Origin of the sequence: Propionicimonas sp., assembly GCF_034927565.1 — a bacterium.
GTDB lineage: Bacteria > Actinomycetota > Actinomycetes > Propionibacteriales > Propionibacteriaceae > Propionicimonas.
This window is the reverse complement of the sequence record NZ_JAYFPT010000103.1, coordinates 1-25,551: the sequence shown is the minus strand read 5'-3', so window position 1 is coordinate 25,551 and position 25,551 is coordinate 1. Positions and strand designations below refer to the sequence as shown.

General features: G+C 71.4%; 30 protein-coding genes. 16 read left to right on the top strand and 14 right to left on the bottom strand.

Translation table 11 applies throughout. From position 1 onward, the window contains the following. The first annotated feature begins 1 nt into the window (after nt 1). Together VB080_RS14500 and cobF are read left to right on the top strand one after the other, a co-directional pair. Nucleotides 2-664: a precorrin-8X methylmutase gene (locus VB080_RS14500; RefSeq protein ID WP_323419171.1), complete on the top strand. Its 663-nt coding sequence runs from the start codon at nt 2-4 to the stop codon at nt 662-664. Beyond that, the gene (cobF, locus tag VB080_RS14495; RefSeq protein ID WP_323419170.1) at nt 661-1,425 is read left to right on the top strand and encodes a precorrin-6A synthase (deacetylating); all 765 of its coding nucleotides are present in this window, start codon (nt 661-663) and stop codon (nt 1,423-1,425) included. Before VB080_RS14500 ends, cobF begins: the two co-directional genes overlap by 4 nt. Before the next feature lie 44 nt (nt 1,426-1,469). Here cobF and VB080_RS14490 read toward each other — a convergent pair whose 3' ends face one another. Next, nucleotides 1,470-2,450 carry a cation diffusion facilitator family transporter gene (locus VB080_RS14490; protein ID WP_323419169.1) on the bottom strand — a complete coding sequence of 327 codons (981 nt, stop codon included), beginning with the start codon at nt 2,448-2,450 and terminating at the stop codon, nt 1,470-1,472. A 106-nt stretch (nt 2,451-2,556) separates the two neighbouring features. Continuing rightward, nucleotides 2,557-2,913, bottom strand: a complete 357-nt coding sequence (locus VB080_RS14485) for a hypothetical protein (RefSeq protein ID WP_323419168.1) — start codon at nt 2,911-2,913, stop codon at nt 2,557-2,559. A 113-nt stretch (nt 2,914-3,026) separates the two neighbouring features. Between VB080_RS14485 and VB080_RS14480 the strand changes: the two genes are divergently transcribed. The 4 genes from VB080_RS14480 (at nt 3,027) to VB080_RS14465 (ending at nt 7,337) form a co-directional block, all read left to right on the top strand. After that, a complete protein-coding gene (locus VB080_RS14480; RefSeq protein ID WP_323419167.1) occupies nt 3,027-3,668 on the top strand; it encodes a helix-turn-helix transcriptional regulator in 642 nt (213 codons plus the stop codon). 74 nt (nt 3,669-3,742) lie between these two features. Beyond that, on the top strand, nt 3,743-4,126 hold the full coding sequence (locus VB080_RS14475) for a DUF488 domain-containing protein (protein WP_323419166.1): 384 nt from the start codon (nt 3,743-3,745) through the stop codon (nt 4,124-4,126). Between the two features lie 377 nt (nt 4,127-4,503). Continuing rightward, on the top strand, nt 4,504-5,871 hold the full coding sequence (locus VB080_RS14470) for an MFS transporter (protein ID WP_323419165.1): 1,368 nt from the start codon (nt 4,504-4,506) through the stop codon (nt 5,869-5,871). A 2-nt stretch (nt 5,872-5,873) separates the two neighbouring features. After that, nucleotides 5,874-7,337 (top strand): pyridoxal phosphate-dependent decarboxylase family protein, encoded by a 1,464-nt coding sequence (locus tag VB080_RS14465; RefSeq protein WP_323419164.1) that lies wholly within the window; start codon nt 5,874-5,876, stop codon nt 7,335-7,337. A 124-nt stretch (nt 7,338-7,461) separates the two neighbouring features. Here the strand turns inward: VB080_RS14465 and VB080_RS14460 are convergent, their stop codons facing one another. Further along, nucleotides 7,462-7,950 (bottom strand): SRPBCC domain-containing protein, encoded by a 489-nt coding sequence (locus VB080_RS14460; RefSeq protein ID WP_323419163.1) that lies wholly within the window; start codon nt 7,948-7,950, stop codon nt 7,462-7,464. A 3-nt stretch (nt 7,951-7,953) separates the two neighbouring features. Beyond that, the gene (locus VB080_RS14455; protein ID WP_323419162.1) at nt 7,954-8,280 is read right to left on the bottom strand and encodes a metalloregulator ArsR/SmtB family transcription factor; all 327 of its coding nucleotides are present in this window, start codon (nt 8,278-8,280) and stop codon (nt 7,954-7,956) included. Nucleotides 8,281-8,366: 86 nt separating this feature from the next. Between VB080_RS14455 and VB080_RS14450 the strand changes: the two genes are divergently transcribed. The 3 genes from VB080_RS14450 to VB080_RS14440 all read left to right on the top strand — a co-directional run bounded on the left by VB080_RS14450 (nt 8,367) and on the right by VB080_RS14440 (nt 11,534). Next, complete coding sequence (locus VB080_RS14450; RefSeq protein ID WP_323419161.1) at nt 8,367-9,254, top strand: VanZ family protein; 888 nt, start codon at nt 8,367-8,369, stop codon at nt 9,252-9,254. A gap of 411 nt (nt 9,255-9,665) precedes the next feature. Beyond that, a complete protein-coding gene (locus VB080_RS14445) occupies nt 9,666-11,024 on the top strand; it encodes a DUF2252 domain-containing protein (protein WP_323419160.1) in 1,359 nt (452 codons plus the stop codon). Nucleotides 11,025-11,117: 93 nt separating this feature from the next. Then, complete coding sequence (locus VB080_RS14440) at nt 11,118-11,534, top strand: hypothetical protein (protein ID WP_323419159.1); 417 nt, start codon at nt 11,118-11,120, stop codon at nt 11,532-11,534. Here VB080_RS14440 and moeB read toward each other — a convergent pair. The 5 genes from moeB to VB080_RS14415 form a co-directional block, all read right to left on the bottom strand. Then, nucleotides 11,518-12,633, bottom strand: a complete 1,116-nt coding sequence (gene moeB / locus VB080_RS14435) for a molybdopterin-synthase adenylyltransferase MoeB (protein WP_323419158.1) — start codon at nt 12,631-12,633, stop codon at nt 11,518-11,520. The genes VB080_RS14440 and moeB overlap by 17 nt on opposite strands. Nucleotides 12,634-12,957: 324 nt before the next feature. Further along, on the bottom strand, nt 12,958-14,022 hold the full coding sequence (locus tag VB080_RS14430) for a sulfate/molybdate ABC transporter ATP-binding protein (protein ID WP_323419157.1): 1,065 nt from the start codon (nt 14,020-14,022) through the stop codon (nt 12,958-12,960). Next, nucleotides 14,022-14,807 carry an ABC transporter permease gene (locus VB080_RS14425; protein ID WP_323419156.1) on the bottom strand — a complete coding sequence of 262 codons (786 nt, stop codon included), beginning with the start codon at nt 14,805-14,807 and terminating at the stop codon, nt 14,022-14,024. Before VB080_RS14425 ends, VB080_RS14430 begins: the two co-directional genes overlap by 1 nt. 7 nt (nt 14,808-14,814) lie before the next feature. Next, nucleotides 14,815-15,627: a molybdate ABC transporter substrate-binding protein gene (gene modA / locus VB080_RS14420; RefSeq protein WP_323419155.1), complete on the bottom strand. Its 813-nt coding sequence runs from the start codon at nt 15,625-15,627 to the stop codon at nt 14,815-14,817. Continuing rightward, nucleotides 15,624-16,031: a TOBE domain-containing protein gene (locus VB080_RS14415; RefSeq protein ID WP_323419154.1), complete on the bottom strand. Its 408-nt coding sequence runs from the start codon at nt 16,029-16,031 to the stop codon at nt 15,624-15,626. Before VB080_RS14415 ends, modA begins: the two co-directional genes overlap by 4 nt. 117 nt (nt 16,032-16,148) lie before the next feature. On the opposite strand from VB080_RS14415, the gene VB080_RS14410 reads away from it, so the two are divergent. Both VB080_RS14410 and VB080_RS14405 read left to right on the top strand, forming a co-directional pair. Next, nucleotides 16,149-16,637: a MogA/MoaB family molybdenum cofactor biosynthesis protein gene (locus VB080_RS14410; protein ID WP_323419153.1), complete on the top strand. Its 489-nt coding sequence runs from the start codon at nt 16,149-16,151 to the stop codon at nt 16,635-16,637. After that, nucleotides 16,637-17,068, top strand: a complete 432-nt coding sequence (locus VB080_RS14405) for a molybdenum cofactor biosynthesis protein MoaE (RefSeq protein ID WP_323419152.1) — start codon at nt 16,637-16,639, stop codon at nt 17,066-17,068. Before VB080_RS14410 ends, VB080_RS14405 begins: the two co-directional genes overlap by 1 nt. A gap of 160 nt (nt 17,069-17,228) precedes the next feature. Here the strand turns inward: VB080_RS14405 and moaC are convergent, their stop codons facing one another. From moaC to VB080_RS14385, 4 genes are all read right to left on the bottom strand, one after another. Next, on the bottom strand, nt 17,229-17,717 hold the full coding sequence (gene moaC / locus VB080_RS14400) for a cyclic pyranopterin monophosphate synthase MoaC (protein ID WP_323419151.1): 489 nt from the start codon (nt 17,715-17,717) through the stop codon (nt 17,229-17,231). Nucleotides 17,718-17,895: 178 nt separating this feature from the next. Beyond that, nucleotides 17,896-18,477, bottom strand: coding sequence for a molybdenum cofactor guanylyltransferase (gene mobA, locus VB080_RS14395; protein ID WP_323419150.1), 582 nt, complete (start codon nt 18,475-18,477; stop codon nt 17,896-17,898). Further along, the gene (gene glp / locus VB080_RS14390) at nt 18,474-19,751 is read right to left on the bottom strand and encodes a gephyrin-like molybdotransferase Glp (RefSeq protein ID WP_323419149.1); all 1,278 of its coding nucleotides are present in this window, start codon (nt 19,749-19,751) and stop codon (nt 18,474-18,476) included. Before glp ends, mobA begins: the two co-directional genes overlap by 4 nt. Before the next feature lie 16 nt (nt 19,752-19,767). Beyond that, a complete protein-coding gene (locus tag VB080_RS14385) occupies nt 19,768-20,436 on the bottom strand; it encodes a helix-turn-helix transcriptional regulator (protein ID WP_323419148.1) in 669 nt (222 codons plus the stop codon). Between the two features lie 88 nt (nt 20,437-20,524). Here VB080_RS14385 and moaA point away from each other — a divergent pair, with 88 nt between their 5' ends. The 4 genes from moaA (at nt 20,525) to VB080_RS14365 (ending at nt 22,557) form a co-directional block, all read left to right on the top strand. Next, nucleotides 20,525-21,559 (top strand): GTP 3',8-cyclase MoaA, encoded by a 1,035-nt coding sequence (moaA, locus tag VB080_RS14380; protein ID WP_323419147.1) that lies wholly within the window; start codon nt 20,525-20,527, stop codon nt 21,557-21,559. Between the two features lie 2 nt (nt 21,560-21,561). Continuing rightward, nucleotides 21,562-21,798, top strand: coding sequence for a MoaD/ThiS family protein (locus VB080_RS14375; RefSeq protein ID WP_323419146.1), 237 nt, complete (start codon nt 21,562-21,564; stop codon nt 21,796-21,798). Between the two features lie 118 nt (nt 21,799-21,916). Next, the gene (locus VB080_RS14370) at nt 21,917-22,177 is read left to right on the top strand and encodes a hypothetical protein (RefSeq protein WP_323419145.1); all 261 of its coding nucleotides are present in this window, start codon (nt 21,917-21,919) and stop codon (nt 22,175-22,177) included. Further along, nucleotides 22,174-22,557: a type II toxin-antitoxin system VapC family toxin gene (locus tag VB080_RS14365; RefSeq protein ID WP_323419144.1), complete on the top strand. Its 384-nt coding sequence runs from the start codon at nt 22,174-22,176 to the stop codon at nt 22,555-22,557. The genes VB080_RS14370 and VB080_RS14365 overlap by 4 nt, the downstream gene beginning before the upstream one ends. A gap of 61 nt (nt 22,558-22,618) precedes the next feature. Here the strand turns inward: VB080_RS14365 and VB080_RS14360 are convergent, their stop codons facing one another. After that, complete coding sequence (locus VB080_RS14360) at nt 22,619-23,275, bottom strand: cytidylate kinase-like family protein (protein ID WP_323419143.1); 657 nt, start codon at nt 23,273-23,275, stop codon at nt 22,619-22,621. A gap of 255 nt (nt 23,276-23,530) precedes the next feature. Between VB080_RS14360 and VB080_RS14355 the strand changes: the two genes are divergently transcribed. After that, the coding region (locus VB080_RS14355; RefSeq protein ID WP_323419142.1) for a molybdopterin-dependent oxidoreductase at nt 23,531-25,551 on the top strand (2,021 nt) is incomplete at its 3' end.

The window sequence follows — 25,551 nt, the reverse complement described above, 5'->3', positions numbered from 1 at the left end:
GCTGTCACGGCCAGCCACCCCGGGACCGGCGTCGGTGACCTACGAGTACCTCACCGACGGCGCCGAGATCTACCGGCACTCGTTCGCCACCATCCGGGCCGAGGCGAACCTGTCGATCCTGCCGCCGGACCTGGCCCACGTGGCGACCCGAATGATCCACGCCGCCGCCCAGACCGACCTGCCCGAGCACCTCGGCTACAGCGCGGGCGTGGTCACCGCCTGTCGGACGGCGCTACAGGCCGGGGCGCCGATCCTGTGTGATGCGCAGATGGTGGCCAGCGGGGTGATCCGCTCCCGGCTGCCCGCCGACAACGAGATCGTCTGCCACTTGGGCGAGCCCCGGCTGGCCGAACTGGCCCGAGAGCTGGGCACCACCAAGACCGCCGCCGCGGTCGAACTGTGGAAGCCCCGCCTGGCGGGTGCGGTGGTGGCGATCGGCAATGCCCCGACCGCCCTGTTCCACCTGCTCGAGGTGGTCCGCGACACCGGGCTGATGCCGGCCGGGGTGATCGGCATCCCGGTCGGCTTCGTCGGCGCCGCGGAATCCAAGCGGGCGCTGGCCGACAACCCGTTCGGGCTGGAGTACCTGGTGCTGCACGGCCGCCGCGGCGGATCGGCGATCACCGTGGCAGCCCTGAACGCGATCGCCAGCGAGGCCGAATGAGCCGCGAACTGGCGCTGATCGGGATCGGCGCCGGCGATCCCGACTGGGTGACGCTGGAGGCGATCGCGGCCCTGCAGCAGCTCGACGTGCTGTTCGTCGTCCTGAAGCAGGACGAACTGGACGACCTGGTCGAGGCCCGCCGGGTGATCGTCGAACGCCACCGCAGCACGCCGTTACGGACGGTCGAACTGCGCGACCCGCCCCGTCCCTGGCGGACGGCGCCGGACTACCACGCCGCCGTGGCCCGCTGGCGCGAACAGCGGCTGGAGCAGTGGAGCGCCGCGGTGGCCGCAAACCTGACGGGCGGCCAGACCGGCGGCTTCCTGGTCTGGGGTGACCCGAGCCTGTTCGAGAGCACCCTGGCGATCGTCCAGGAGCTTCGCCGGGCCTCGGTCGAGCCGCTCGAACTGCGGGTGATTCCCGGCATCAGCTGCCTCCACGCCCTCACCGCCCGGTTCCAGATCCCGCTCAACCGGCAGGGACGGGCCGTCCAGATCGCCCCCGCCCGGCTGCTGCGCGACGGCATCCCGTCCGACGTGGACGACGTCGTGGCCATGCTGGACGGCCAGCAGACCTTCGCGGCGATCGACCCCACCGGGCTGGACATCTACTGGGGCGCCTACCTCGGCACTCCCGACGAGATCCTGATCGCCGGCGACCTGGCCGAAGTCCGCCAGCAGATCCTGGACGCCCGGGCAGAGGCGCTCGCCCGCAAGGGCTGGATGTTCGACACCTACCTGCTGCGCCGCCGGCTCAGCTGACTCCCGGTTGGACGCCGACGCGACCGCCGTCCGACCACCCCGGCTCAGGCGTGGGTGGGCGGCTCGTGCTCGGCATGCCGGGCGGGCTCGAGTTGGAAGGTCGAGTGGGACACCCCGACGTCGAACTCGGTCGCCACGCAGGTCTGCAGCGCGTCCAGGATCTCGGGGGCATGGCCGTCGCGGAAACAGGAGTCCTTCACCACCACGTGCGCCGACAGGGTCGGCAGGCCCGAGGCCACCAGGGAGGCGTGCAGGTCGTGGACGGCCACGACATGGTCGAGTTCGAGGAGCCGGGCGCGCACCTGGTCGAGGTCGAGGCCGGCAGGGACGGACTCCAGCAGCACGTTGCTGGCCTCGACCAGGATCCGGATCGCACGCGGCAGGATCAGCGCACCGATCACCAGACCGGCGATCGCATCCGCCCGCTGCCAGCCGGTGGCGGCGATCACGACTGCCGCAACGATCACCCCCACCGACCCGAGAGCGTCGTTGAGCACCTCCAGGAAGGCCGCCCGCAGGTTGAGGCTGGCCTGGCGGCCGGCCGACAGCACCGCCAGCGAGGCCAGATTGCCCAGCAGCCCGATCACGCCGAACACCACCAGTTCGGACGGCGGCACCTCCGGCGGGTCGACCAGCCGCAGGACTCCCTCAATCAGCACATAGACCCCGACCCCGAGCAGCACTGTCGCCTGCGCGGCGGCGGCGAGGATCTCCACCCGCCGCCAGCCCCAGGTACGCCGGGACGAGGCCGGACGCAGGCTGAGCGAGGCTGCGGTGAGCGCCATCGCCAGGCCCGCGACATCGGTGAGCATGTGCCCGGTGTCCACCAGCAGCGCGAGGCTTCCGGTGAGCACCGCGCCAGTGGCCTGGGCGACCAGGATCGCGGCGGTGATCCCGAACGCCACCGCCAGCCGCCAGCGCTGGGTGCCGTCAGCGCCGTGGGTGTGGGCATGGCCGTGGGCGTGCCCGGGCGGCTCGTGCCCATGCCCGGACACCGGGCCAGCAGGATCCACGGATTCGTTCATGCTGCTCCTGTGCCACGGCCGGCGAGCCGGTCACCCCGGTGGCGCCCGGACGGGTCGACCAACAGGCCGCCCGGGAGCGGCTGACGCAGCCTCGATCGCTGCCTGGTCACAGGCCGGGCGCCCGCCAGCGTCCGTCCACCCGCTTCAGCGGCCGGACCGACACCACAGCCGCCGGGTCCGCGGACGGGATCGGCCCGAGGACGCGCGCCTCCTCCGAGTCCGCATCCTGCTCGACGTCGACCCCGGCGACGGCCAGCCCTTCGGGATCGAGTTCCACCAGCAGTAGCGGCAGGTCGAGATCCTGGTAGTGCCGATCGAGCACGTCCTGCACGCCAGCGGCGGTCACCGCCCGAATGTGGTCGCCCGGCTCCCACAGCACACCGCGGGTGGCCGCCTCGTAGGAGGCGATCCGCAGGCTCGGCTCCCAGTCGTCGGCGATCGCGATGTGGTAGATCGATGGCATCAGACTCTCCTGTCCTGCCCCGGACTGACCTCACTGCGGTCGGGCAGTTCCATCATGACTCCTTCGACGTGACCTGACGACCTGGTTAACGCGGACGGTGTTACTTTTAATTCATGGACGAGGGGCACTCCGGCAGCTACCACGAGGCGTTGGCGTCCCCGGTGCGACAGCGGGTGCTGGAGCTGCTGGCGCAGGCCGGCACCTCCCTGACTACTGCCGACCTGGCTACCAGCCTCGGGCTGCACGTCACCACCGTCCGGTTCCACCTCGACCACCTGGAGCGCGCCAGGCTGGTCGAACGAGAGTCCCGGCCCACGTCCCGGCGCGGCCGTCCCAGCATCCACTACCGAGCAACGCCCCACGGCCCGTCGGAGGCGCCAGAGCAGCTGATCTCGGTGCTGGCCGAAGCGCTCGGGACACACGGCAGTGAGGTGGCGCTCGAGGCGGGACGGCGCTGGGCGGCCAGGCTCGACCCTCCGCCGGGTGAGCCGACGACCGTGCTCACCGAGACCTTCGCCCGGCTCGGCTTCAGTCCACAGCCTGCCGGCGAGTTGATCCGGCTGCATTCCTGTCCTTTCCGCAGCGCTGCCCGGGAGCACCCCGAGGTGGTCTGCCAGGCGCATCTCGGCCTGGCCCAGCACCTGGCTGGGCAGGCGGACAGGTCCGGACGGCTGACGGTCGCACTGCAGCCTTTCGCAGGCCCCGGCCTCTGCCTGCTGACGGTGGCCCGGGACGAGTCCCCGACCGCACGCTGACACTGATACCTCCCGATAGAACGGAGTACTCTCCTTCTTATTGGCAGGGTAGACCCGCGAAGGAGGTGCCGGCCATGACCGGCTCAACTGGCGAACTGCGGATCAAGCGGGTCTACCAGCCCGCCGCGCCGACTGACGGCTGCCGGGTGCTGGTCGACCGGCTCTGGCCGCGCGGAATCTCCAAACCGGCCGCCGCCCTCGACCTGTGGCTGAAGGAGATCGCCCCCTCCCCCGAACTCCGCACCTGGTGGAACCACGATCCCGACCGGCTCGACGAGTTCACCGCCCGCTACCGCGCCGAACTCGACCACAACCCCGCGGTCGGCACGCTCCGCGACCTGCTGTCCCAGCACGAGCGTGTCACCCTGCTCTATGGCGCCAAGGACCCCCGGATCAACCAGGCAGCCGTGCTGCAGCAGTACCTCACCGACCAGTCGGAGGACGCCCACCGCACCTGAGGGTGGCGCCCGGACGCGGACTGGCCAGACTTCTGGGACGTGGGGAGAATCCGCAGAACAAACCGTCATTCCCGCCAAGGCAGGAATCCGGGTAGATTCCGGTCTTCGCAGGGATGACAGCAACGACGACACCACTGCGGACGACATCAATGGGGACAACACCGACGACGACCGGAACGGCACTGCCGTGAACGACGCGCTCACCTGCCAGGCAACGATCCGCCATTGACGGACGCGCCGGGCGCACCGTCGGGAGCGGCAGCACCCCACACCGTCCGGGCCCGCCCGGCCCCGGCAGGCCGGCCGTCGCCGACTCCGGTCTCACCTGTCGAAGCCGCCGGCGGCCCTTCCGTCCGGCTGCCCCCTAGGATCGCCGGGTGGCTCGCACGACGACGTCCTCGCCCACGGCGCTGCGTACCGGCGTCATCCTCCGGTACGCGATCGGCTCGCTCGGCACCGGCGGTTTCTCGACCCTGCCCGGACTGGTGCTCGTCTTCTACCTCACCGACACCCTCGGGGTGGCCGCCTGGGCGGCCGGGATCGTCATCACCGGCGCGAAGATCTGGGACGTGCTGGTGGCACCCGCCGTCGGCGGCCTCTCTGACACCTCCCGGCACCGGACGGGCTCCCGCCGCCGGCTGATGACCATCGGCGCCCTGACGCTGCCGGTGTTCTTCCTGGTCACCTTCGCCGTCCCGGCCGGGGTCGCCCCGCCCGCCGCCGCGATCTGGGTGGGGATCGCGTTCCTGCTCGCGTCCACCGCCTTCAGCCTCTTCCAGGTGCCCTACATCGCGCTGCCCGCCGAACTCTCCGCCCACTACGACCAGCGCACCCGGCTGCTGACCGCCCGGGTCGCGGTGCTGAGCCTGGCGATCCTGCTGTTCGGCGCTGGCGGGCCGATGCTGCGCGGTGTCGGCGACGCCTACACCGGCTACCTGGTGATGGCGCTGGTGGCGGGCGTGGCGATCGCGCTCGGCATGCTGGTCTCGGCGACCATCGCCCCGCGGGAGCCGGCGAACCCTGCCGCTGCGGCCGCCTCCTGGACCTCCGGCTACGCCGACGGGCTGGCGGCACTGCGGCGCAGCGCCCCGTTCCGCTCCCTGCTGGCGACCTTCGGCCTGCAGGCGGTCGCGACCGGGCTGATGCTGGCCGGTGCCAACTATGTCGCGGTCCACGTGATGCACTCCGAGGACGCCCTCACCTTCCTGTTCGTCGCCCTGATCGCACCGGCAATCCTCTGCTCGCCACTGTGGAACGGCATCGCGCGCCGGATCGGCAAGGAGCGTGGCTACGCGATCGCCTCGGTGATCTTCGCGGTGGCGACGGCGTCCCTGACCCTGGCGGTGTGGACGCCGGGAGCGTGGATGTACGCCTGCGTGGCGGTGGCCGGAGCCGCCTACGCCGGCATGCAGGCGCTGCCGATGGCGATGCTCCCGGACGTGATCTCGCACGACGCGCGCACCTGGGGCCCAGCCAACGCGGGGGTCTTCGGCGGCATCTGGACGGCCGGCGAGACCACCGGGATGGCCCTGGGCGCCGGGGCGCTGGCGCTGATCCTCACCGCCACCGGCTACCTCCAGAGCGTCGCGGGCACCACCGTCACCCAGCCGGCCAGCGCGGTCACGGGCATCGCGCTCGGGTTCAGCATCGTCCCGGCAGCGCTCACCCTGGCGAGCCTGGTCTTCCTGATCCGCTACCGGCTGCGCCGGGCCGACATCGACGAACCCACCCGAGGGGACGGCTGAGCATGGATGCCGAAACCGTACTGGCCCGCCTGACCGAGCTGCGCGCCCAGGACGCCCCCACCCACGGCGGACGGCTGCTGTCCTATGTGTACGACTCGGGACGCCCGGAGCTCGACGACCTGGCGGCAGCGGCCATCCGGGCCATGCAACCGGTGAACGGACTGGACCCGACAGCCTTCGGGTCGGTGGCGGTGATCGAGCGGGAACTGCTCGACTTCGCCCGGGGGGTCTTCCACGCCGGCCCGGATGTCGCCGGTACTGCGACCTCCGGGGGCACCGAGAGTTGCCTGCTCGCGGTGAAGACCGCCCGGGACGCCTGGCGGGCCCGCGGCGGCACCGGGCGCCCGCGCCTGGTCGCCCCCACCACCGTTCACGCGGCATTCCGCAAGGCGGTGGCACTGCTCGATCTCGACCTCGACCTGGTGCCGGTCGACGTGGCCACCGGGCGACCGGATGCCGCGGCGCTGGCGTCCCGCTTCGGGCCGGACGTCGCCCTGGCAGTGGTGAGCGCCCCCTGCTACCCCTTCGCCGCCCTCGACCCGGTGGCCGAGGTCGCCGCTGCCGCACTGGACGCCGGTGTCGACCTGCACGTGGACGCCTGCATCGGAGGCTTCGCGCTCGCCTTCTGGCCGGACTCCGACACCGCCGCGCCGGCCGGACCGTGGGACTTCGCCGTCCCGGGGGTGACCAGCCTGTCGGCCGACCTGCACAAGTACGGGTACGCCCCCAAGGGCATCTCGGTGCTGTTGCAGCGCGGACTGGACCGGCAGCGCCGGCAGTGGTTCGCGACCAGCTCGTGGCCCGGCTACCCGGTGGTGAACGCCACCCTGCTGGGGTCGAAGTCGGCCGGGCCGCTGGCCGCGGCGTGGGCGATCACCTCAGTGCTGGGTGTGGGTGGCTTTCGTGAGCTGACGGCCTCGGTGGCGGCCTCCGCAGCCCGGATCGTCCAGGCGACGGCGGCCATCGAGGGACTGCGGGTGGTCGGCTCGCCGACCGGCCCGATGGTGGCCCTCGCAGCGGACGAGGCCGATCCCGCGCACCGGGTCGACCCACACCTGTGGGCAGACGCGATGCGCGCCCACGGCTTCGTCGTGCAGGGCCAGCCCGCCTCAGTGCAGCCGGACGGCAGCACGCTGCCCGCCACCGCCCACCTGACCATCACCCCGGTGACCGCGCAGGTGCTGGCCGACCTGACAGCTGCGATGGCCGCCGCGGCGGACGCGGTGCGGGGCAGGCCACACCTGGACGGGGCGATCCTGGTGGCCGGGCTGCTGGGCGGCCTGGACCCGGCGGCGCTGGCCGGCGTGGACGCGGACACGGCCTTCGCCGTGCTGCGGGGTGCCGGCCTGCTCGCACCCGGCGCGCTGCACGCCATGGCCCCCGTCCTGGCCCTGGTCGAGGCGCTACCGCCGTCGGTCGTGGAGCCGTTGCTGGTCGAACTGCTCGCGTCCGCACTGGACCGCTGACCCCGGGCAGTCGAGCCCCACCGCACCCGCGGCCCCTGACACCGGACTCCCACTGTCTCCGAGTTTGTGCCCTGAACTCGGTGCACAAACTCGGAGACAGCCGGCAGCCGGGTCACGCCGAGGTTCAGACCTCGGCGAGCAGGGCGTCGATCTGGTTGATGGACTCGCGGCTGCCTTCCTCCATGCCCATGTCGAGCACCTGCTGCAGGGCTTCAGCGGTCTCGTAGCTGGTGGTGTAGGTGGCGACCGTCCCGTCCCCGTCCGGGGCGAAGGCGAACCGGCCGTGGGATACCGGCATGCCCGGCGCCGGGTTGAAGTTCTCGTCGGCGAAGAAGTCCTCGATGGTGAAGCTGGTCGGCTCGTCCACCGTGAGGACGCGCCAGCCGCCGTAGAACCTCTCGCCGTCCGGGCCGGTCATGAAGTAGTGGACGAGGCCACCGGGCGTCAGGGAGTGCTGGCTGACCGTGGCCGGGTAGGTCGGCGGGCCCCAGATCCGCTCCAACTGGCGCGGGTCGGCGTAGATCCGCCAGACCCGCTGCACGGGGGCGGCGAAGTGGGCGGTGATGATCAGCGACCGGGTGTCGAGGTCCTTGGTGATGTCGGTGACAGGCATGGGTCAGTTCTCCTTGAGTAGCTCGTCGATGCGGGCGATCCGGCCGCGCCAGACGTCCTCCAGTTCGGTGAGCATCGAGGCGACCGAACGGATCGCCTCGACGTCCCCGCTGGCCAACTGCTCGCGGCCGCTGCGTCGCTTGGTGATCAGGCCGGCTCGTTCGAGCACGGCCACGTGTTTCTGCACTGCGGCAAAGCTCATGTCGTAGTTCGCCGCCAGCGCGCTGACGGAATGTTCTCCGGCGAGGACCCTGCGCAGGATGTCCCGCCTGGTGCGATCGGCCAGGGCGTGGAAGAACGCGTCCGCCCGTTCCTCGTCCTGCTCGACCACCCCACCAATCTACAACCAGATGGTTGTATGTCAAGAGCCCGGTTGGAACCACCTGGAAGGATGTCCGGCATGACGGCGGGAGCAGCGTGAGCAACTACGTGAGCTACTTCCTGGTACCGCAGGTGCTGGTGGGGCTGACCGTGGTCGCGCTCGCCGCCGGTGGGCTCACCTGGCTGCTGCGCAGCCGGATCCAGGGGTCCGGGCGTCGGCTGCTGTTCTTCCTGTTCCTGGGTGGGCTGGGACTCGTGCTGGTGGTCACCCTGCTGCGCGAGCCATGGCTGGGAGCCTGTCCGGGATGCCTGGCAGAGTGGGGCCTGGAGAAGGTGCTCGCCGGACGGGTGAGTACCGAGGTCTGGCTGAACGTGGTGCTGTTCGTCCCGGTGACCCTGTTCGCGGTCCTGCTCTGGCGGGCGCCCTGGCGGACGGTGGGCGCCGCGCTGCTGCTCTCGCTGGCGATCGAGATCGTCCAGCCGCTGGTCGGGGTGGGTGCGAACGACCTGATGGATCTGGTCGCCAACACCGCCGGCGCGCTGATCGGTGCCGGCGTCGGCGCCGTGCTGCTGCTCACCGCAGATCTGATCCGGGAGCGTCGGCTCGCCCCCTGGCGGGTGGTGCGGGTGATGCTCAGCTTGCTGGTGGGTGCGGCGGTCCTGGTGGGCGCGCCGGCCTGGATGGCGACCAGCCGGCAGACCGCTGCGATCGCACAACTGGAGGGCATGTTCGCCGGGACGACACTGGCCGACTTCGAAGCCAACCAGGAGGGCGCCTGGGCGAAGCAGCTGCAGCAGTTCTACCTGAAGTCGGGCAGGCCCGTGGAGGTCACCCGGGTCGGCGACTCCCTCGCCCGTACCCGCTACACCTGGAATATCTACTTCGCCGTTCGTTGCGTCTTCGCCGAGTGGACGCCGCGGGGTTTCACCGCCGTCCCGGGCAGCGGCGCCGACTGCACTGTCCCGCTGGACCAGATCGCCTGAGGCGCGAGGATCACCACCGTCCGGCGTGGCTTCCTGGCACATTGCACGACAGGTCGCCTGAAGCGTGAGGGCCACCAACCGCCAAAGTCGCGCGGGTGATGGCGACCTACCGGTCCACGGCCCCGGTGATGCCCTTGTGCCGGTGACGATGCTGCTCGGCGACCCCGGTGCCGGTCCACGTCCCCGGCGATGCCCTCGCCGCACGCGCCCCGTCCGTCGCCGGCCAGTCGGCCAGCAGGTCGTTTCAGCGGCTCGACGCTGCCGTGGCTGACCAGGCGTTTCGCGGACTCCGAGGCCTTGCGGCAGGCTCCCCCCGCCGCGATAAGTTGGCCCCGAGAGAGCGCTCGGGTTCGCCAGGACACAGCACCGTCCCCGGTCTTGCACGCTGCTCCAGGATCGTGAGGAGGCGCCATGACCCCAGCTGAGCGATGGCAGGGCCAGCCCGCGACCAGGCAGGAACTGTTCAGGCAGGGCCGGGAGTTGCGGCGAGTTCGACCGCGGTCCAGCCTGGGCTACGGCTTCAGCACCGACCGCGATCCAGTGGCCCTGCTGGACGCGCAGAACGCCGCCCGGCTGCAATCGCTGGTCCCGATCCGGTGGGGACGGATGGCGCAATCGGCGTTCACCTTCTACCGCGGTGCCGCCGCGCTGATGGCACACGATCTGGCGGCCACCGGCGTCAGCGGCCTGCGGGTCCAGGCCTGCGGGGACGCGCATCTGTCCAACTTCGGCTTCTACGCGTCCCCGGAACGCGAGCTGGTCTTCGATCTGAACGACTTCGACGAGACGCTGCCGGCCCCCTGGGAGTGGGACGTCGAGCGGCTGGTGGCCTCACTCGCGGTGGCTGCCCGCTCGTCCGGTTTCGGCGACCTCGCCGCCACCGGCATCGCCACCCGGGCCGCGCGTGCCTATCGGCAGGAAATGCGCAAGCTCGCCGAGCGGAGTGCTCTGGCCAACTTCCACGTCCTGGTCAGCGCGGCATCGTTGCTGGCGCGGGCGACCCGCCCGTCCGCCACCCGGGAGCTGAGCCGGGCGACCCGGAAGGCGCAGCAGCGCACCTCGGAGTCGGCGCTGGCCAAGCTCTCGACGGTCTCCGAGGACGGCGAGCTGCGGCTGGTCGAGCAACCGCCGGTGATGGTACGACCGCGGGTCTGGCCCGCGGACATTGCCGCGGTTCCGCAGCTCTACGTCGACACGGTGGGCCCGGACATCCGTGCCCTCTTGCGGCGCTTCCATCCGGTTGATGTGGCACTGCGGGTGGTGGGCGTCGGCAGCGTCGGCACCCGCTGCCTGATCGAGTTGCTGGTGGACACCGGTGGCGCCCCGCTGATCCTGCAGGTCAAGGAGGCCACCTGGTCGGTACTGGAGCCCTATGCGGGCCCCAGCGAACTCGGCCATGCCGGCCAGCGGGTGGTCGCCGGGCAGAAGATCATGCAGGCGGTCTCCGATCCGTTCCTGGGCTGGACGAGTTCGGACGGCCGGCACTACTACGTCCGCCAGTTCCGCGACATGAAGGGCAGCATCGAGGTCGAGCGGCTCTCCGAGAAGCTGCTGGGCGACTACGGACTGCTGTGCGGTGAAGTGCTGGCCCGGGCGCACGCCCAGAGCATCGAGCCCGCGCTGATCGCCGGGTACCTGGGCACGGGCACGGTCTTCGACGAGGCCATGGGGCGCTTCGCGGTGGCCTACGCCGAGCAGAACGATGCCGACCACGCGGCGCTGCTGGCCGCGATCGACGACGGCCGCATCCAGGCCAGCGCGGAGGGCTGAGCCGGCCACCTCCGTCTGGTCCGGGCGGACGGCGGGGCGGGCGAGAGGATGCCATCCGGGCAGCGGGTTGAGCCGTCCGGCTACCCTCTGGGCATGAAGCGCTGCCTGGTTCTGTTGCTGTTACCGCTGCTCCTGGTGGCGACGGGTTGTTCGTCCGTGCTCGGCACCGGCGACTGGGATCAGGTGAAGGTCACCTACCTGTCGGGCTCGGATGCCAAGCAGGCCGGCGACTACACGCTGGTGGTCACTCCGAAGCAGGCCAGCTACACCCTGGACGGCAAGGAGTCCACCCATGAACTGCCCACCGGGGCGTGGCAGGTGCTGACCACCGGTGTGCGCACGCTCGGTGCCCACACCCCGAAGAACTGCCTGGACGGCGCCTCGCTCGCCATCGAGGCGTCCGCGGAAGGCTCGGCGAAGCAGAGCTTCGAGGCCACCAGCTGTGACGCCGGCGATCTGCTGAACCAGGCGAAGGCCGTGGCCGAGCAGGTGATCAGCCAGCTGAAGTGAGCCCGAGCAGGCCGCCGCGGAGCACCCTGGCGTCGTGACCGCGGGCGGTGAGGGCCGCGGCAGCGATGTCGGCTCGTGCGCCGCTGCGGCAGATCACCAGCACCGGACGGTCGGCCGGGATCTCGGCGCCGGCCAGCACCGCCCCCAGCGGGACGTTGAGCGAGCCGGCCAGGTGGCTCTCGGCGAACTCCGCAGGCTCGCGGACGTCCAGCAGCAGGACGTCCTCAGAGCCGGCCGGCAGCTCACTGGCGGCCGGCGCGAAGGTCCCGGCCGGCACCGGGTTCGGTGCGTCGAGCAGGCGAGGTGGCGAGCCCGGGGTCTGGCCCGGTGCCGCGTGGGGGGAGGCCGCCCGCAGCGGGAGTTCGTCCCAGCGTCCGGCGAGCGCGTCGATCACCAGGACCCGGCCGAGCAGCGGATCACCGATGCCGGTCAGCAGCTTGATCGCTTCGGTGGCCATGAGCGAGCCGACCTGGCCGCACAGCGCACCAATCACGCCCGCCTCGGCACAGTTCGGGACCGTGCCGGGCTCCGGTGGGCTGGGGAAGAGGTCACGCAACTGGGGCCCGCCGCCGGCCGGCCAGAACACCGCGACCTGGGCGGCGAAGCCGAGCACCGACGCCCAGACCAGCGGAATCCCCAGCGCCACGCAGGTGTCGTTGGCCAGATAGCGGGTGGGGAAGTTGTCGGTTCCGTCCAGGACGAGGTCGTAGCCGGCAAAGAGGTCCGCCGCGTTCTGTGCGGTGAGCCGGGTCTGGTGCGGGACCGCGGTGACGCCGGGGTTGAGCCCGGCGATCGCCGCCACCGCACTGGCCACCTTCGGCTGCCCGAGCGCAGCGGTCGCGTGGATCACCTGGCGGTGCAGGTTCGACTCCTCCACGGCGTCGAAGTCGACGATGCCGATCGTCCCCACCCCGGCTGCCGCCAGGTAGAGCAGCGCCGGGGAGCCGAGACCGCCCGCGCCCAGCACCAACACCTTCGCCGCCCGCAGCCGTCGCTGCCCTTCGATCCCGAACTCGGGCAGCACGAGTTGCCGCGAGTAGCGGGCGAACTCCGCCACCGTCAGTTCCGGGCCGGGTTCAAGCGGCAAGGGCCGGGGCATGCCAGCACCCTACTGCCGCTGCTTTGCGGTCAGCCGCAGATACCGTCGCCCCGGCTCACCCCGTGCTCAACCGCCCACGGCAGAAACCGGGGAGTGGAGGCGACTCGCGTGGATAATCCACGCCAACAGGCGCTGTCGCCCGGTTTCTGCCACAGGCTGGGGTGTGTCATGACGGCGAGCCGTCGGTCCGCTGCGGCGTCAGCGCTGGCGCCCGGTTTCTGCCCGCAAGCTGGGGGTGTGGACTACGTCCACTGGCACGGCAGGTCCTTCCTCGAAACCGGGTTTGACGAGGTGGGACAAGGAACCGTCCCCGTGTCCCAGGTCTCAGGCGGGGTAGAGGGCGACGGCGGTGGCCTTCAGGGAGAGCACCACGGCGCGTCCCGGATAGAGGTCGAGTTCGGCGGCGGCGTGCGGGGTGACGTCGGCGGCCACCTGGTGGCCGTGGTGGTCGGCGGCCCGCACCCGGACGATGCCGCCGCGCTGCTCGACCTCGGTGACGGTGGCCGGGATCAGGTTGCGGGGGCTGCCGTGGGGCGCCTCGAGGTACACCGACACCGCGGACGGGGTGAAGGCCGCGACCGCGGGCTCCCCCACCGCCAGCGGCTCAGCGGGCATTCCCTGCAGCAGCAGGTCGGCGCCGACCCGGATGCCGTCGGCGACGGCGGTGCCTCGCACCAGGTTGAGCTCGGCCAGGCGGGCCGCGAACGGGGTACGCGGCCGCTGCAGCACCTGCTCGGTCGGTCCCTCCTCGACCACCGCCCCGTCCGCCAGGACGAGGGCACTGTCCGACAGCAGCAGGGCATCCAGCAGATCGTGGGTGACCACCAGCGTGGTCCGTCCGGCGAGCACCCGGGCGAGCAGCCGGCGGATCGCCGGCGCAACGCTGACATCCAGTGCGGCCAGCGGCTCGTCCAGCAGCAGCAACTCGGGTTCGGTGGCCAGCGCGCGGGCGATCGCCACCCGCTGCGCCTGCCCGCCGGAAAGCTCGGTCGCCCGGCGTCCGGCGAGCTCGGTGGCATCCACCTCGGCCAGCCAGTGCTCGGCCCGCTGCCGGGCCTCGGCACGGCTAGCACCGTTCACCCGCGGGCCGAAGGCGACGTTCTCCAGCACGCTGAGGTGCGGGAAGAGCAGCGGATCCTGCGCGAGCAGGGCGACGCCGCGAGCGTGCGGCGGTCGCCAGGTCCGGGCGGCGGTGTCGAACAGCACGCGGCCACCGAGCTCGGCACGTCCGGTGTCCGGCCGGACCGTACCGGCCAGCAGGCCGAGCAGGGTCGACTTGCCGGCGCCGTTCGGCCCCAGGACGGCCAGCCGCTCACCAGCGGCCAGGGCCAGCTCAACCCTGAAACCACGGTCTGTGACCGTGGCCCGCAGCCGCATGCCGTCCGCCATCAGACCACCTGCGAGCGACGGGTCGCCAGGCCGATCACCGCGAGCGCGATCGCCACCAGCACCAGCGACAGTGCGACTGCGGCGTCGGCGTCCACCTCGCGCTGCAGGTAGATCTCCAGCGGCAGGGTGCGGGTGACGCCCTGCAGGCTGCCGGCGAAGGTCAACGTGGCGCCGAACTCGCCCAGCGAGCGGGCGAAGGACAGCACCGCGCCCGACAGCAGTCCGGGAAACACCAGCGGCAGGGTCACCCGCCGCAGGATCGTGGTGGGACGGGCGCCGAGGGTCGAGGCGACCACCTCGTAGCGCTGGCCGAGGGTGCGCAGCGCGCCCTCCAGGCTGACCACCAGGAAGGGCAGCGCGACGAAGGTCTGGGCGATCACCACCGCCACGGTCGAGAAGGCGACCTGCAGACCGAGCACCTCCAGCGTCGAACCGAGCAGGCCGCGGCGGCCGAAGGTGTAGAGCAGTGCGATGCCGCTGACCACCGGTGGCAGCACCAGCGGCAGCAGGACGAGCGCCCGCACCACCGGCTGGCCCGGAAACCGGGTGCGGGCCAGCACCAGCGCCATCGGCACCCCGAGGACCAGGCAGACCAGGGTGGACGTCGCCGAGGTCTGCAGGCTCAGCCAGAACGCCGCCCGCGACGACTCGGAGGTGACCAGCTCGCCGAATCGCGACCAGTCCACCCGGGTCGTCATCGCCGCCAACGGCAGCAGGACGAAGCCTGCGCCGAGGGCGGCGACGAAGAAGATCCACCGCGGCAGGGTGGACTCGGTTCTGCTCAAGCCGGCCTCACGGCTTGCCGAAGCCGGCAGCTGCCAGTACCTGCTGACCGGCCTCACCGGTGACCAGGTCGACGAAGGCCTTGGCCAGGTCGGGGTTGGCCGACTTGGCCAGCGTCCCGATCGGGTAGGAGTTCACCGCACCGGCCGACTCCGGGAAGTCGATCCCGGTCACCTTGCCCTCGGAACCGGCCACGTCGGTGGCGTAGACCAGGCCGGCGTCGGCGTCGCCGCTGGCCACCTTGGCCAGCACATCGGTGACCTTGGCCTCCTCGCTGACCGGTTTGAGGGTGAGCCCGGCCGCCTCGGCGACCTTCACCGTGGCGGCGCCACAGGGCACCTCGGGCGCGCAGATGACGAGTTTGACACCGTCCCTGGCCAGGTCAGCCAGCCCGGTGATGGCGGCCGGGTTGTCCGGCGGGACGGCGATCGAGAGCACATTGGTGGCGAAGATCACCGGCTCGGCGGCCATCAGCTTCTCGTCGGTGGCCTTGGCCATGTTCTTCTCGTCGGCGGAGGCGAACACATCGGCCGGGGCGCCCTGCTGGAGCTGCGCGACCAGGTCGGACGACCCGGCGAAGTTGAAGCTCACGGTCACGCCGGGATGTTCGGCCTCGAAGGTCTCCCCCAGTGCGGTGAAGGTCTTGGTGAGCGAGGCAGCAGCGAAGACGGTGAGGGTGACCTCGACCGGCTTCGCGCTCTCCGAGCTCTGCCCGGGCGCAGCCTCGGTGGGAGTGGTGGTGGGGGCGGTGCTGGAGCAGCCGGTCAACGCCAGGCCGAGCGCGGCGACGCCGGCCAGCAGGCGGCTGCGGAGATGAGTCATGCTTCGTTCCTTTCAGGGGTTTCCACGATCACGGTGGTGGCTTTGATGACAGCAACGGCAACCGTGCCCGGTTCCAGGCCGAGTTCCCGGACGGCCTCGGTGCTCATCAGTGAGACCACCCGGTAGGGGCCGCACTGCAGTTCGACCTGGGACATCACGGTGTCGGAGATCACCTCGGTGACCAGTCCGACGAAGCGGTTGCGGGCCGACCGCCCGACGGCCGACGGGTCGGGTGGCGGCGTGGCCTGGGCCTTGGCGAACTCGGCCAGCGCGCGACCGTCGACCACCATCCGGTTGTGTTCGTCGGTCTGGTGCGGCAGCGCTCCGCTGTCGACCCAGCGGCGGACGGTGTCGTCGCTGACACCGAGCAGGCTTGCGGCGTCCTTGATCCTCAGTTGCGTCACGTTCGAGACTCTAGCGACGCAGCTGCGGCTCGTGGCCAGTTTTCACGAAATGTTCGTTTATTCCTTCGCTGAGCGGTGGCCGGGGCGCCGTAGGGTAGGGACGACAGGAGGTGCACCATGGTGGCGAGCGCGGTCCTCACGGTGTCCGACCGGTGCGCGGCCGGGCTGGCCGAGGACCGATCCGGTCCGCTGCTGGCGCAGGCGTTGGCGGCTGCGGGGCATATGGTCACCATGCGCGTGGTCCCGGACGGTGAGCGGTCCGTTGCCGAGGCGCTCCAGGCTGCCATCGCGGCGGGAGCACGCCTGATCGTGACCACGGGCGGCACCGGGGTGGCTCCGCGCGACCGGACCCCGGAGGGCACCCGTCTGGTGGTGGACCGGGAACTGCCCGGCGTAGCCGAGTCGCTCCGCGCCGACGGCCTGGCGGCCTCGCCCCACGCCGCGCTTGGCCGTGGCATCGCCGGGGTGATCGACTCCCGCGAGGGGCAGCCCGGCGTCTTCGTGGTGAACCTTCCCGGCAGCCCCGGCGCCGTCCGGGACGGGATCGGCGCCGTCCTGGCGCTGGTCGACCACGTGCTGGCCCAGTTGGACGGCGGCGACCACTGATGGACTCCCGTGTCGTCCTGGCCGAGGTCAGGTCCGGGCCGATCGACCCGGCGGCCGTGGCGGCGCTGGTGGCGCAGCCCTCGGCAGGGGCGTCGGTACTGTTCGTCGGCGCCGTCCGTGACCACGACCCGCACGCCGACGGTGAGGTGGTCGGCCTGGACTACACCTGCCACCCCTCCGCGCCGCAGCGAATCGGCGAGATCGTCGCCGGGGTGCTCGCGGCGGCCGGCGCTGATGTCCGGGTGGCCACCGTCCACCGGATCGGGCAGCTCGGCGTGGGCGAGGTCGCCTTCGTGGTGGCGGTCTCGTCCGCCCATCGGCGGCAGGCCTTCGAGGTGTGCGAGCAGGTGGTCGAGCAGGTCAAACAGCACCTGCCGATCTGGAAGCAGCAGTTCGAGGCCGACGGCAGCTACCGCTGGTCGGGCCTGTAGAACCACCGCGGCCCTGACGGTGCGCGCCTTGGGTCACCGTTGCGCGACATCACGTTGCGCGTGTTCTGGCAGGCGCAATCTGACGTGGAACGCGCAACCTGCGACCCGGCAAGGCGGACGGCGGCGGACGGAGGGTCTGCAGCGGCGGACGGCGGGGGGGTCAGGCCTGCCCGGGCACAGGGTCCCGGCGCCATTCGCCGGAGCGTCCGCCGGATTTGGCCAGCAGCCGGACGGTGGCGATCTCCACCCGCTTGTCGAGGCCCTTCACCATGTCCACCACCGCCAGGCAGGCGACCGAGACGGCGGTCAGCGCCTCCATCTCGACACCGGTGCGGTCGACGGCGCTGACGGTCGCGGTGACCGCCACGCCGTCGCCGGTGACCTCAACATCGACACTCACGCCGTGGATGCCGATGACGTGCGCCAGCGGCAGCAGGTCGGGGGTTCGCTTGGCGGCGGCAATGCCGGCGATCCGGGCGACCGCCAGCACATCACCCTTGGGGACATCCCCCGCGCGCAGCGCCTCCACCACCGTCGCAGGGCACCGGACGAACCCCTCCGCGGTGGCGCTGCGGGCCGAGGGCTGTTTGCCGGTGACGTCGACCATCCGGGCGCTCCCGGCGGCGTCGAGGTGGGTGAACTGCGACATCGGACTCCCCTGCTGCTCGGTGGACGGCCTGCCGGTCAGGCTAGCGCGCCATCGCGGTCAGGGGCTCCCGCCCAGCCTGCGGCCGGGAGGATCCCACTACCCCGGTCCAATGGGGCCTCGGCGGGCCTGGCCACCGAGATCGCCGCAGGTTCCCGCATTACGCCAGCACGTCCTCACATCACGGCTGCTGCGGCGGGTGTGGCAGCGCGATCCCCCACCGGTCGGCGTCGGACGGAGTGTCGACGTCGGCGGTCAGCTCCGGTTCGACGGCCACGCCGCGCAGCCGGAGCGGCTCCAGCAGGCGGTACATCGCGGTGAGCGGCGGATCACCACGGTCGGCCAGCCGCGCCACCAGAGCGTCGGTCCGGTAGTAGCCAAGCAGCCATTGCAGGCGGCCGCCGGCATCGACCAGGCAGCAGCCGTCGCCGTCGGGCTCCACCGCGAGCAGCGTAGCCACCGCGGCCTCCACTGCGGGCAGGTCGCTGGCGAGCACCAGCGTCCACGGCGCGTGTTCGGGCAGGAACGCCATCCCGGCAGCGAGCGCGGCAACCGGTCCACCGTAGGGTGGGTCCTCCCGGGTACGCGGCACCCCGTCCGGCACCTCGGCGTCACCGACCACCACCAGCCGGCGCGCACCCGCCGCCGCGGTCAGAGCCCGGTCGAGCAGGCGGCGCCCGTCCAGCGCCAACTCGGGCTTGCGCAGCCCACCCAGCCGGCTGCCGCGACCGCCGGCCAGGATGATCGCGTCGAAGCCGATCATCCGAACAGCCGCACCCGTAGCAGGTCGCCGGCGACGACCCGATCGACCTCGGCCGGGACGATGCCGATCGCGTCCGCGCCGCCGAGCGCGGAGGTGAGATGGGATGCCGAACCCCGAGTATGGACGGGACGCGCCAGCAGCCGTCCGTCCGGGCCGCTCCCCAGGCGCACCGGCAGCAACTGCATCCGGCCGGGCGGGCAGCCCCAGTCGGCTGCCGCCACCGCGGTGAACTCGGCGGGCCCCGCGACCTGCAGCAACCGCTCGACCACCGGCCGGACGAAGAACTCGTAGCACAGCGACGCCGAGAGCGGATTGCCGGGCAGCGCGATCACCGGCGTCCCCGCCCAGTGCGCCCAGCCCTGGGGTTTACCCGGCTGCACCAACACCTGCCGGAACACCCCGCCGGCCCGCGCGGTCAGCAGGTCACGGACCACGTCGTAGGCGCCGACGCTGGCCCCGCCGGTCACCACGATCAGGTCGGCGGACGGCGCCACCTCGTCCAGCCAGCCGGCCAGCGGCTCGGGACGGTCGGGCACCGGGCCGCCCCGGACCACCTGCGCCCCGTCGCGCCGCAGCGCGGCGGCCAGGACATGGGAGTTCGACTCGTACAGCTGCCCCCGGACGAGGGCCGCGCCGTCGGCGACCAACTCGTCGCCAGTCGCGCAGACCGCCACCACCGGACGCCGCCGGACGGTGACCGAGGTCGCCCCGGCGGCGGCGACCGCCCCGAGCACGCCCGGGGTGATCCGCACCCCAGCCGCGGCCACGACCTGCCCCGCCGGGTAGTCCTCGCCGGCGTGACGGACGTGCCGTCCCGCCTCCGCCGCCCGAATCTCCACCTCAGCCAGGCCACCATCGGTGTCCTCCACCGGCACGACGGTGTCGGCGGTGGTGGGCAGGGGCGCGCCGGTCATGATCCGGACGCACTCGCCGGCTCCAATCCGGGGGTCGGCACTGCTACCGGCGGGGACGTCGGCCACCACCCGCAACCGGACGGGGAGGTTCGTGACGTCCGCCGCACGCACCGCATAGCCGTCCATCGCCGCGTTGGTGAAGGCCGGGTTGGACACTGCGGCCGCGACGTCGGCAGCCAGCACCCGTCCGGCAGCCTCGTCGATCGGCACCCGCTCGACGCCCGGACCTGACGGAACCAGGGCCAGCAGTTCGTCCAGATAGTCGGCGGCGGTGAGCCTCACCCGGCGCAGCGTCTGCGCAACCTCGGCACCGGGCCCGGACTGTTCCGGGACCGGAGCGCCAGCGTGGTGATCGGTCATCGGTTGCTCCGCCGGGTCAGGCCGGTGTGGCGGGCCGGTGCTGAAGGTGAGCGAGGCAGGTGTCCGGGGTCACCAGGGCTTCCAGCCCGGTGACGCTGCAGCTGGGATCGTCGCCGACCAGCCCCCGCATCAGCCCCAGGTGGAGCCGGCAGACCGGCGGCAGTCCGTCCGCGCCGGACTCGCCGAGCAGGACACGCAGCGGGCACGGGGTCAGCACGATGGTCCCGCCCGACTCCCCCGGCCTGGGCTGGTAGCCGAGGGTGTCGAGGGTGGACATGATCCGTTGCAGGGGTGCGACGTCGGCGGTCGCCGCCGCGATCTCCTCCCCCCACAGCCGTCCGGCAGCCTCGGCCTGCTCGCCCGCACCACCCTCCAGCCGGCTCAGATGACGCACCAGCGCCCGCGCAACCGACTGCATGGCGTCGGCATCCGAGTCGACGTACGGAGCGGCCCGATAGAGCACCCGCGGCCGGCCCGGACGGTCGCGCTGCTCGTCCTGCCGGACCACCAGACCCTGTTCGACCAGGGCGTCGAGGTGAAACCGGGCGCTGTTGGGGTGCAACTCGACCGCGGTCGCGATCCTGGCGACCGACAGCGCCGTGCCAGCCGACCGGAGCGCGGTGAGCACTTCGGTTCGGGTCGGCCCCAGCCCTGAGCGGCGGGCCCGCTCCCGTGTCACCGTCATGCACTGCTCCCCTGATTTATTACGAGACAATCGTAACAATGTCACACTAGGGTGACAGCGACTTCGACCGATTGATCGGGGACCGACCGTGACTCTCGCGACCCAGCCCACACTCGGGCTGCGCGACGCCCACGGCCGGGTGGCTCGCGACCTGCGGGTGTCGCTGACCGACCGATGCAACCTGCGGTGCAGCTACTGCATGCCCGCCGAAGGCCTGGCCTGGCTGCCCGGCCGGACCATCCTCACCGACACCGAGGTCGTCCGGCTGGTGCGGGTGGCGGTGGAACTGCTCGGCGTCGACACCGTCCGGTTCACCGGCGGGGAGCCGCTGCTGCGACCGGGCCTGGCCGGGATCATCGCCGCAGTCCGTGAGCTGACCACCGATCGCGGCGGGCCGCCCGGCGTCGCGCTGACCACCAACGGCATCGGCCTGGACGCGCACGTCGCCGCGCTGAAGGCTGCCGGGCTGGAACGGGTGAACGTCTCGCTGGACTCCCTGAACCGGCAGCGCTACGCCGCCCTCGCCCGCCGGGACCGCCTGCCGGAGGTGCTGGCCGGCCTGGCCGCCGCCGAGGCCGCCGGGCTGCGGCCGGTGAAGGTCAACACCGTGGTGATGCGCGGGGTGAACGAGGTCGACGTGCTGCCGCTGGCCGAGTACTGCCTGGAACGCGGCTATCAGCTGCGGTTCATCGAGCAGATGCCGCTCGGCCCCCGCCACGGCTGGGACCGGGACGCGATGGTGCCGGCCGCGGAGGTGCTGGCGCGATTGCAGCAGCACTATCGGCTGATCCCGCTGCCGGGACGGGGAGCGGCGCCGTCCGAGGACTGGCAGGTGCTGGACGCCGACGGTCGGGTGCGCGGCCGGATCGGCGTGATCGCCTCGGTCACCCGGCCGTTCTGCGGGGCCTGCGACCGCACCCGGCTGACCGCGGACGGCCAGCTGCGCACCTGCCTGTTCGCCCGCACCGAGACCGACCTGCGCACCCCGCTGCGCTCGGGCGCCACGGACCTGGAGTTGGCCGAACTGTGGCAGGGTGCCCATCTGACCAAAGCTCGCGGCCACGGCATCGATGATCCCGGCTTCGCGCCGCCCGTCCGCACCATGAGCTCGATCGGAGGCTGAGGATGGACGTCCGCTTCTATGCCGGCGCTGCCGACGCGGCCGGCCGGCACCTGGAAGAGATCCCCGGCCCGCTCAGCGTGGACGGCCTGCTGGCCCGGCTGGGCGACGACCGTCCCACCCTGGCGCAGGTGCTGACCCGCTGCTCGATCCTGGTGAACGGGCGGCAGGTGGCCGACCCGTCCGAGATCCTGCCCCAGGACGCCCGGGTGGACGTCCTGCCGCCGTTCGCCGGCGGCTGACCCCGCATCGGCAACCCTGTTTCCGCCCGGCCAACCCGGAGCGGCCCAGCGGTTCTGTTCAAGATCGGCCGCAGCCTGAGGCATGGACTAAGTCCGGACCAACTCATGAAATGGCGTCATGGCCGAGGTAATTCCCATCCATCAGGCGAAGACCCAGTTGAGCAAACTGGTCAAACGGGCACGCTCAGGCGAGGTCATCTACCTGGGTGCCTACGGGCACGCCGAAGCGATCCTCGCGCCCGTGCCGCCGCGAGAACCGATTCCAATCGGGGTGTGGCAGGACCGTCGCGTGCCGGGATTCCACTACGGAAGTCCGTCTCTGATCGAGCCCGATACCGAACTGGCCGCAGACCTCGACCATGCGCTGGAGCAGGAATGAGGCTGCTCGTCGACGCCCATGTCTTCCTCTGGATGTTGCTGGCTCCCGCAGAACTCGGCACCCACGCCCGCCGGGCCATCACGAAAGCCGAGTCGGCGAGCCTCTCGACGGTGAGCCTGTGGGAACTCACGCTGAAGTTCTGCAAGGGCCGCCTGCCGCATTCACCCAGTGAGTTGACGGCGGGTGCGGCCGCTCTTCATCTGGACGAACTCGCGATCGAGCACCGCCACCTGGTGGCCCTCCCATCAGTCGCGCTCCCCCAGGCAGACTCGTTCGACAGGCTCCTCGCGGCGCAAGCCACAACTGATGGCCTTCAGTTGATGACCGCGGACAGACTGTTGCTCGCCTCCGACGTTCCGACCATTGACGCGCGCCGCTGACCCGGCGCTTCAGCGCCCCCGCTGACACAGCCCGCGGTCACGCTCTCCCCGCGAGCGGAACTCAGCGATCCACCTCCGGCCGGAGCGGGGTCACGTTGTCGGGCTGGGCGGCGGCCATCTCCGGTGCGGCCTCGGCGGCGAGGATGAGATCGACGCAGGCCTGGTAGCCCAGTCGGCCGCTGTTCAGGCACAGGTCGTACTCGCGATAGTCGCCGAACCGGGTCCCGGTGAAGAACTGTTGATACCGGTCGCGGGTCTTGTCCATCTTCGCGATGTACTTCTCGGCGTCTCTTGCCGGGACGCCGTCCACCTCGACCGCCCGTGCGACCTTCCGCTCGACGTCACTGCTGTAGACGAAGACGCTCACCAGGCGGAGCCCCGCATCCTGCAGGATCCGGTCAGCGCAGCGTCCGATGAAGACTGCCGGCGCCACCTGGGCCGCCTCGGTGATCACCTCGGCGATCGCGCTGTACATCCGGTACGGCAAGGAGAAGGTCTCGGAATCGAAGCCCATGAAGGCGGACAGGTCGAAGTAGGGCCCCGACGCCACCCGCTCGTCGAAATCGGCCAGCAGGTCGGCGGGCAGACCGCGCCGGCTGGCCGCCTCCTGCAGAACGCGGGTGTCGTACAACTCCATACCGGTGCGCTCGCTGATCAGCCGGCCGATCTCGCGTCCACCACTGCCGAACTCGCGGTTGATCACTATCGAACGGTTCATCTCTGCCTCTCTCACGATCGAAGCCCTCACCCGCAGGCTACGCCCGAGCCACCTTCAGGCGGTCGCCGGGCCGCGTACCAGCGGCAATGACGTGATTCTGCCGCTCGATGGCCGTCGTGGCGGACCTCCGGGCATATCCGGCCATCGAGACGCAGAATCACGTCACGATCTGGGCGCGACCCACAAGGTCGAGAAAACCCCAACATTTCGGAAAAAAGCAGGACGCGGCCCGGTCGCCGGTGATATGCAATACCCATGACGACCGGACGCGCCCAGATCGACGGCCCGGCAGCCGACGCATTGCTGAAGCTCGGCCGCTACTTCACGAAGTGGGACGAGACCGAGGACGGACGTGCCGTCTTCCGGGAGGGTGGGCGCCAGGGGGACGTCTTCTACCGGGACCGCTGGAGCCACGACAAGGTGGTCCGCTCCACCCATGGGGTGAACTGCACCGGCTCGTGCTCGTGGAAGGTGTACGTCAAGGACGGCATCATCACCTGGGAATCCCAGCAGACCGACTACCCGACCACCGGCCCGGATCGTCCCGAGTACGAGCCCCGCGGCTGCCCGCGCGGGGCGGCCTTCAGCTGGTACACCTACTCGCCCACCCGGGTGCGCTACCCCTACGGACGGGCAGTGCTGGTCGAGGCCTACCGCGAGGCCAAGGCCCGCCTCGGCGGCGACCCGGTGGCCGCCTTCGCCGAGATCTCGTCCAACCCCGAGACCCGCAAGCGCTACCAGACCGCGCGCGGCAAGGGCGGCCTGGTCCGGATCAGCTGGCACGAGGCGATCGAGATCGCCGCCGCCTCCTACGTCAACACGATCAAGACCTACGGCCCCGACCGGTGCGTGTCGTTCTCGCCGATTCCGGCGATGTCGATGGTCTCCCACGCCATCGGCACCCGGTTCAACCACCTGATCGGTGGCGCGATGACGTCGTTCTACGACTGGTACGCCGACCTGCCGGTGGCCAGCCCACAGGTCTTCGGCGACCAGACCGACGTCCCCGAATCCGGCGACTGGTGGGACGCCACCTACCTGATGATGTGGGGTTCCAACGTCCCGGTCACCCGCACCCCGGACGCCCACTGGATGGCCGAGGTGCGTTACCGCGGCACCAAGGTGGTGACCGTCAGCCCCGACTACGCCGACAATGTGAAGTTCGCCGACGAATGGCTGCCCGCCCAGGCCGGCACCGACGCCGCCCTGGCGATGGCGATGGGCCACGTCATCCTGAAGGAGAACTACGTCGACCGGCAGGTGCCGTTCTTCACCGACTACGTCACCAAGTACACCGACCTCTCCATGCTGGTCACGCTGGTCGAGCACCCGGACGGCCACGGCTTGACCGCCGCCAAATTCCTCACCGCCGCCGATCTGGAGCGGGTGGGGACGGACGCCACGCCCGCCGATGGGTCGTCCGGGGCCGACAGGACCTCGGAGACCCTGGCAGGACTGGTCGGCGCCCGGTTGGGATTGTCCGCGGAAGCCCCGGGGTCGTCCCTCCCCCTCGGCGCCCAGGCCGACCCCGGCCCGGACGCCGCCTTCAAGACCGTGCTGTGGGACAGCGTCACCAACCAGCCGGTGGTGCCCAACGGGACGATGGGCGACCGCTACAACGAACTGGGCAAGGGGCGCTGGAACCTCGACCTGGGTGACCTCAAGCCGGCGCTCAGTCTGCTGGATGTCGAGGGTGCCGAGGGCGTCGAGATCGCCCTGCCCTGCTTCGAGGATCCGCGCGGCGAGGGGACGATCATCCGCCGCGGCGTCCCGGCCCTGAAGGTCGGCGACCACCTGGTCACCACCGTCCTCGACCTGATGCTCGCCCAGTACGGCGTGGGACGCGACGGGCTCCCCGGCCAGTGGGCGGCCGACTACGACGACGTGAACACTCCCTACACCCCGGCCTGGCAGGCGGAGATCACCTCCGTCCCGGCCGAGGCCTGCATCCGGATCGCGCGGGAGTTCGCCAAGAACTCCGAGGACTCCCAGGGCCGCACCATGATCATCATCGGCGCCGGCATCTGCCACTGGTTCCACGCCGACGTCACCTACCGGGCGATCATGGCGCTGCTCATGCTCACCGGCTGCATCGGACGCAACGGCGGCGGCTGGGCGCACTACGTCGGCCAGGAGAAGTGCCGGCCGATGACCGGCTGGTTCAACCTGGCCAACGCGCTGGACTGGTCGCGTCCGCCCCGCACCATGATCGGCACCGGCTACTGGTATATGCACACCGACCAGTGGCGCACCGACGGCTACTCCGCCGACCGGGT

Excerpts from the sequence above, each read along its gene's own strand:
- VB080_RS14440 (WP_323419159.1), top strand. The coding sequence starts at position 11,118 with ATGAAGCGCTGCCTGGTTCTGTTGCTGTTACCGCTGCTCCTGGTGGCG.
- VB080_RS14485 (WP_323419168.1), bottom strand. The coding sequence starts at position 2,913 with ATGCCATCGATCTACCACATCGCGATCGCCGACGACTGGGAGCCGAGC.
- VB080_RS14410 (WP_323419153.1), top strand. The coding sequence starts at position 16,149 with ATGGTGGCGAGCGCGGTCCTCACGGTGTCCGACCGGTGCGCGGCCGGG.
- VB080_RS14480 (WP_323419167.1), top strand. The coding sequence starts at position 3,027 with ATGGACGAGGGGCACTCCGGCAGCTACCACGAGGCGTTGGCGTCCCCG.
- VB080_RS14490 (WP_323419169.1), bottom strand. The coding sequence starts at position 2,450 with ATGAACGAATCCGTGGATCCTGCTGGCCCGGTGTCCGGGCATGGGCAC.
- VB080_RS14375 (WP_323419146.1), top strand. The coding sequence starts at position 21,562 with ATGGACGTCCGCTTCTATGCCGGCGCTGCCGACGCGGCCGGCCGGCAC.
- VB080_RS14360 (WP_323419143.1), bottom strand. The coding sequence starts at position 23,275 with ATGAACCGTTCGATAGTGATCAACCGCGAGTTCGGCAGTGGTGGACGC.
- moeB (WP_323419158.1), bottom strand. The coding sequence starts at position 12,633 with ATGCCCCGGCCCTTGCCGCTTGAACCCGGCCCGGAACTGACGGTGGCG.
- VB080_RS14430 (WP_323419157.1), bottom strand. The coding sequence starts at position 14,022 with ATGGCGGACGGCATGCGGCTGCGGGCCACGGTCACAGACCGTGGTTTC.
- VB080_RS14460 (WP_323419163.1), bottom strand. The coding sequence starts at position 7,950 with ATGCCTGTCACCGACATCACCAAGGACCTCGACACCCGGTCGCTGATC.
- VB080_RS14370 (WP_323419145.1), top strand. The coding sequence starts at position 21,917 with ATGGCCGAGGTAATTCCCATCCATCAGGCGAAGACCCAGTTGAGCAAA.
- VB080_RS14385 (WP_323419148.1), bottom strand. The coding sequence starts at position 20,436 with ATGACGGTGACACGGGAGCGGGCCCGCCGCTCAGGGCTGGGGCCGACC.
- modA (WP_323419155.1), bottom strand. The coding sequence starts at position 15,627 with ATGACTCATCTCCGCAGCCGCCTGCTGGCCGGCGTCGCCGCGCTCGGC.
- VB080_RS14465 (WP_323419164.1), top strand. The coding sequence starts at position 5,874 with ATGGATGCCGAAACCGTACTGGCCCGCCTGACCGAGCTGCGCGCCCAG.
- VB080_RS14445 (WP_323419160.1), top strand. The coding sequence starts at position 9,666 with ATGACCCCAGCTGAGCGATGGCAGGGCCAGCCCGCGACCAGGCAGGAA.
- cobF (WP_323419170.1), top strand. The coding sequence starts at position 661 with ATGAGCCGCGAACTGGCGCTGATCGGGATCGGCGCCGGCGATCCCGAC.
- mobA (WP_323419150.1), bottom strand. The coding sequence starts at position 18,477 with ATGATCGGCTTCGACGCGATCATCCTGGCCGGCGGTCGCGGCAGCCGG.
- glp (WP_323419149.1), bottom strand. The coding sequence starts at position 19,751 with ATGACCGATCACCACGCTGGCGCTCCGGTCCCGGAACAGTCCGGGCCC.
- VB080_RS14475 (WP_323419166.1), top strand. The coding sequence starts at position 3,743 with ATGACCGGCTCAACTGGCGAACTGCGGATCAAGCGGGTCTACCAGCCC.
- VB080_RS14405 (WP_323419152.1), top strand. The coding sequence starts at position 16,637 with ATGGACTCCCGTGTCGTCCTGGCCGAGGTCAGGTCCGGGCCGATCGAC.
- VB080_RS14365 (WP_323419144.1), top strand. The coding sequence starts at position 22,174 with ATGAGGCTGCTCGTCGACGCCCATGTCTTCCTCTGGATGTTGCTGGCT.
- moaC (WP_323419151.1), bottom strand. The coding sequence starts at position 17,717 with ATGTCGCAGTTCACCCACCTCGACGCCGCCGGGAGCGCCCGGATGGTC.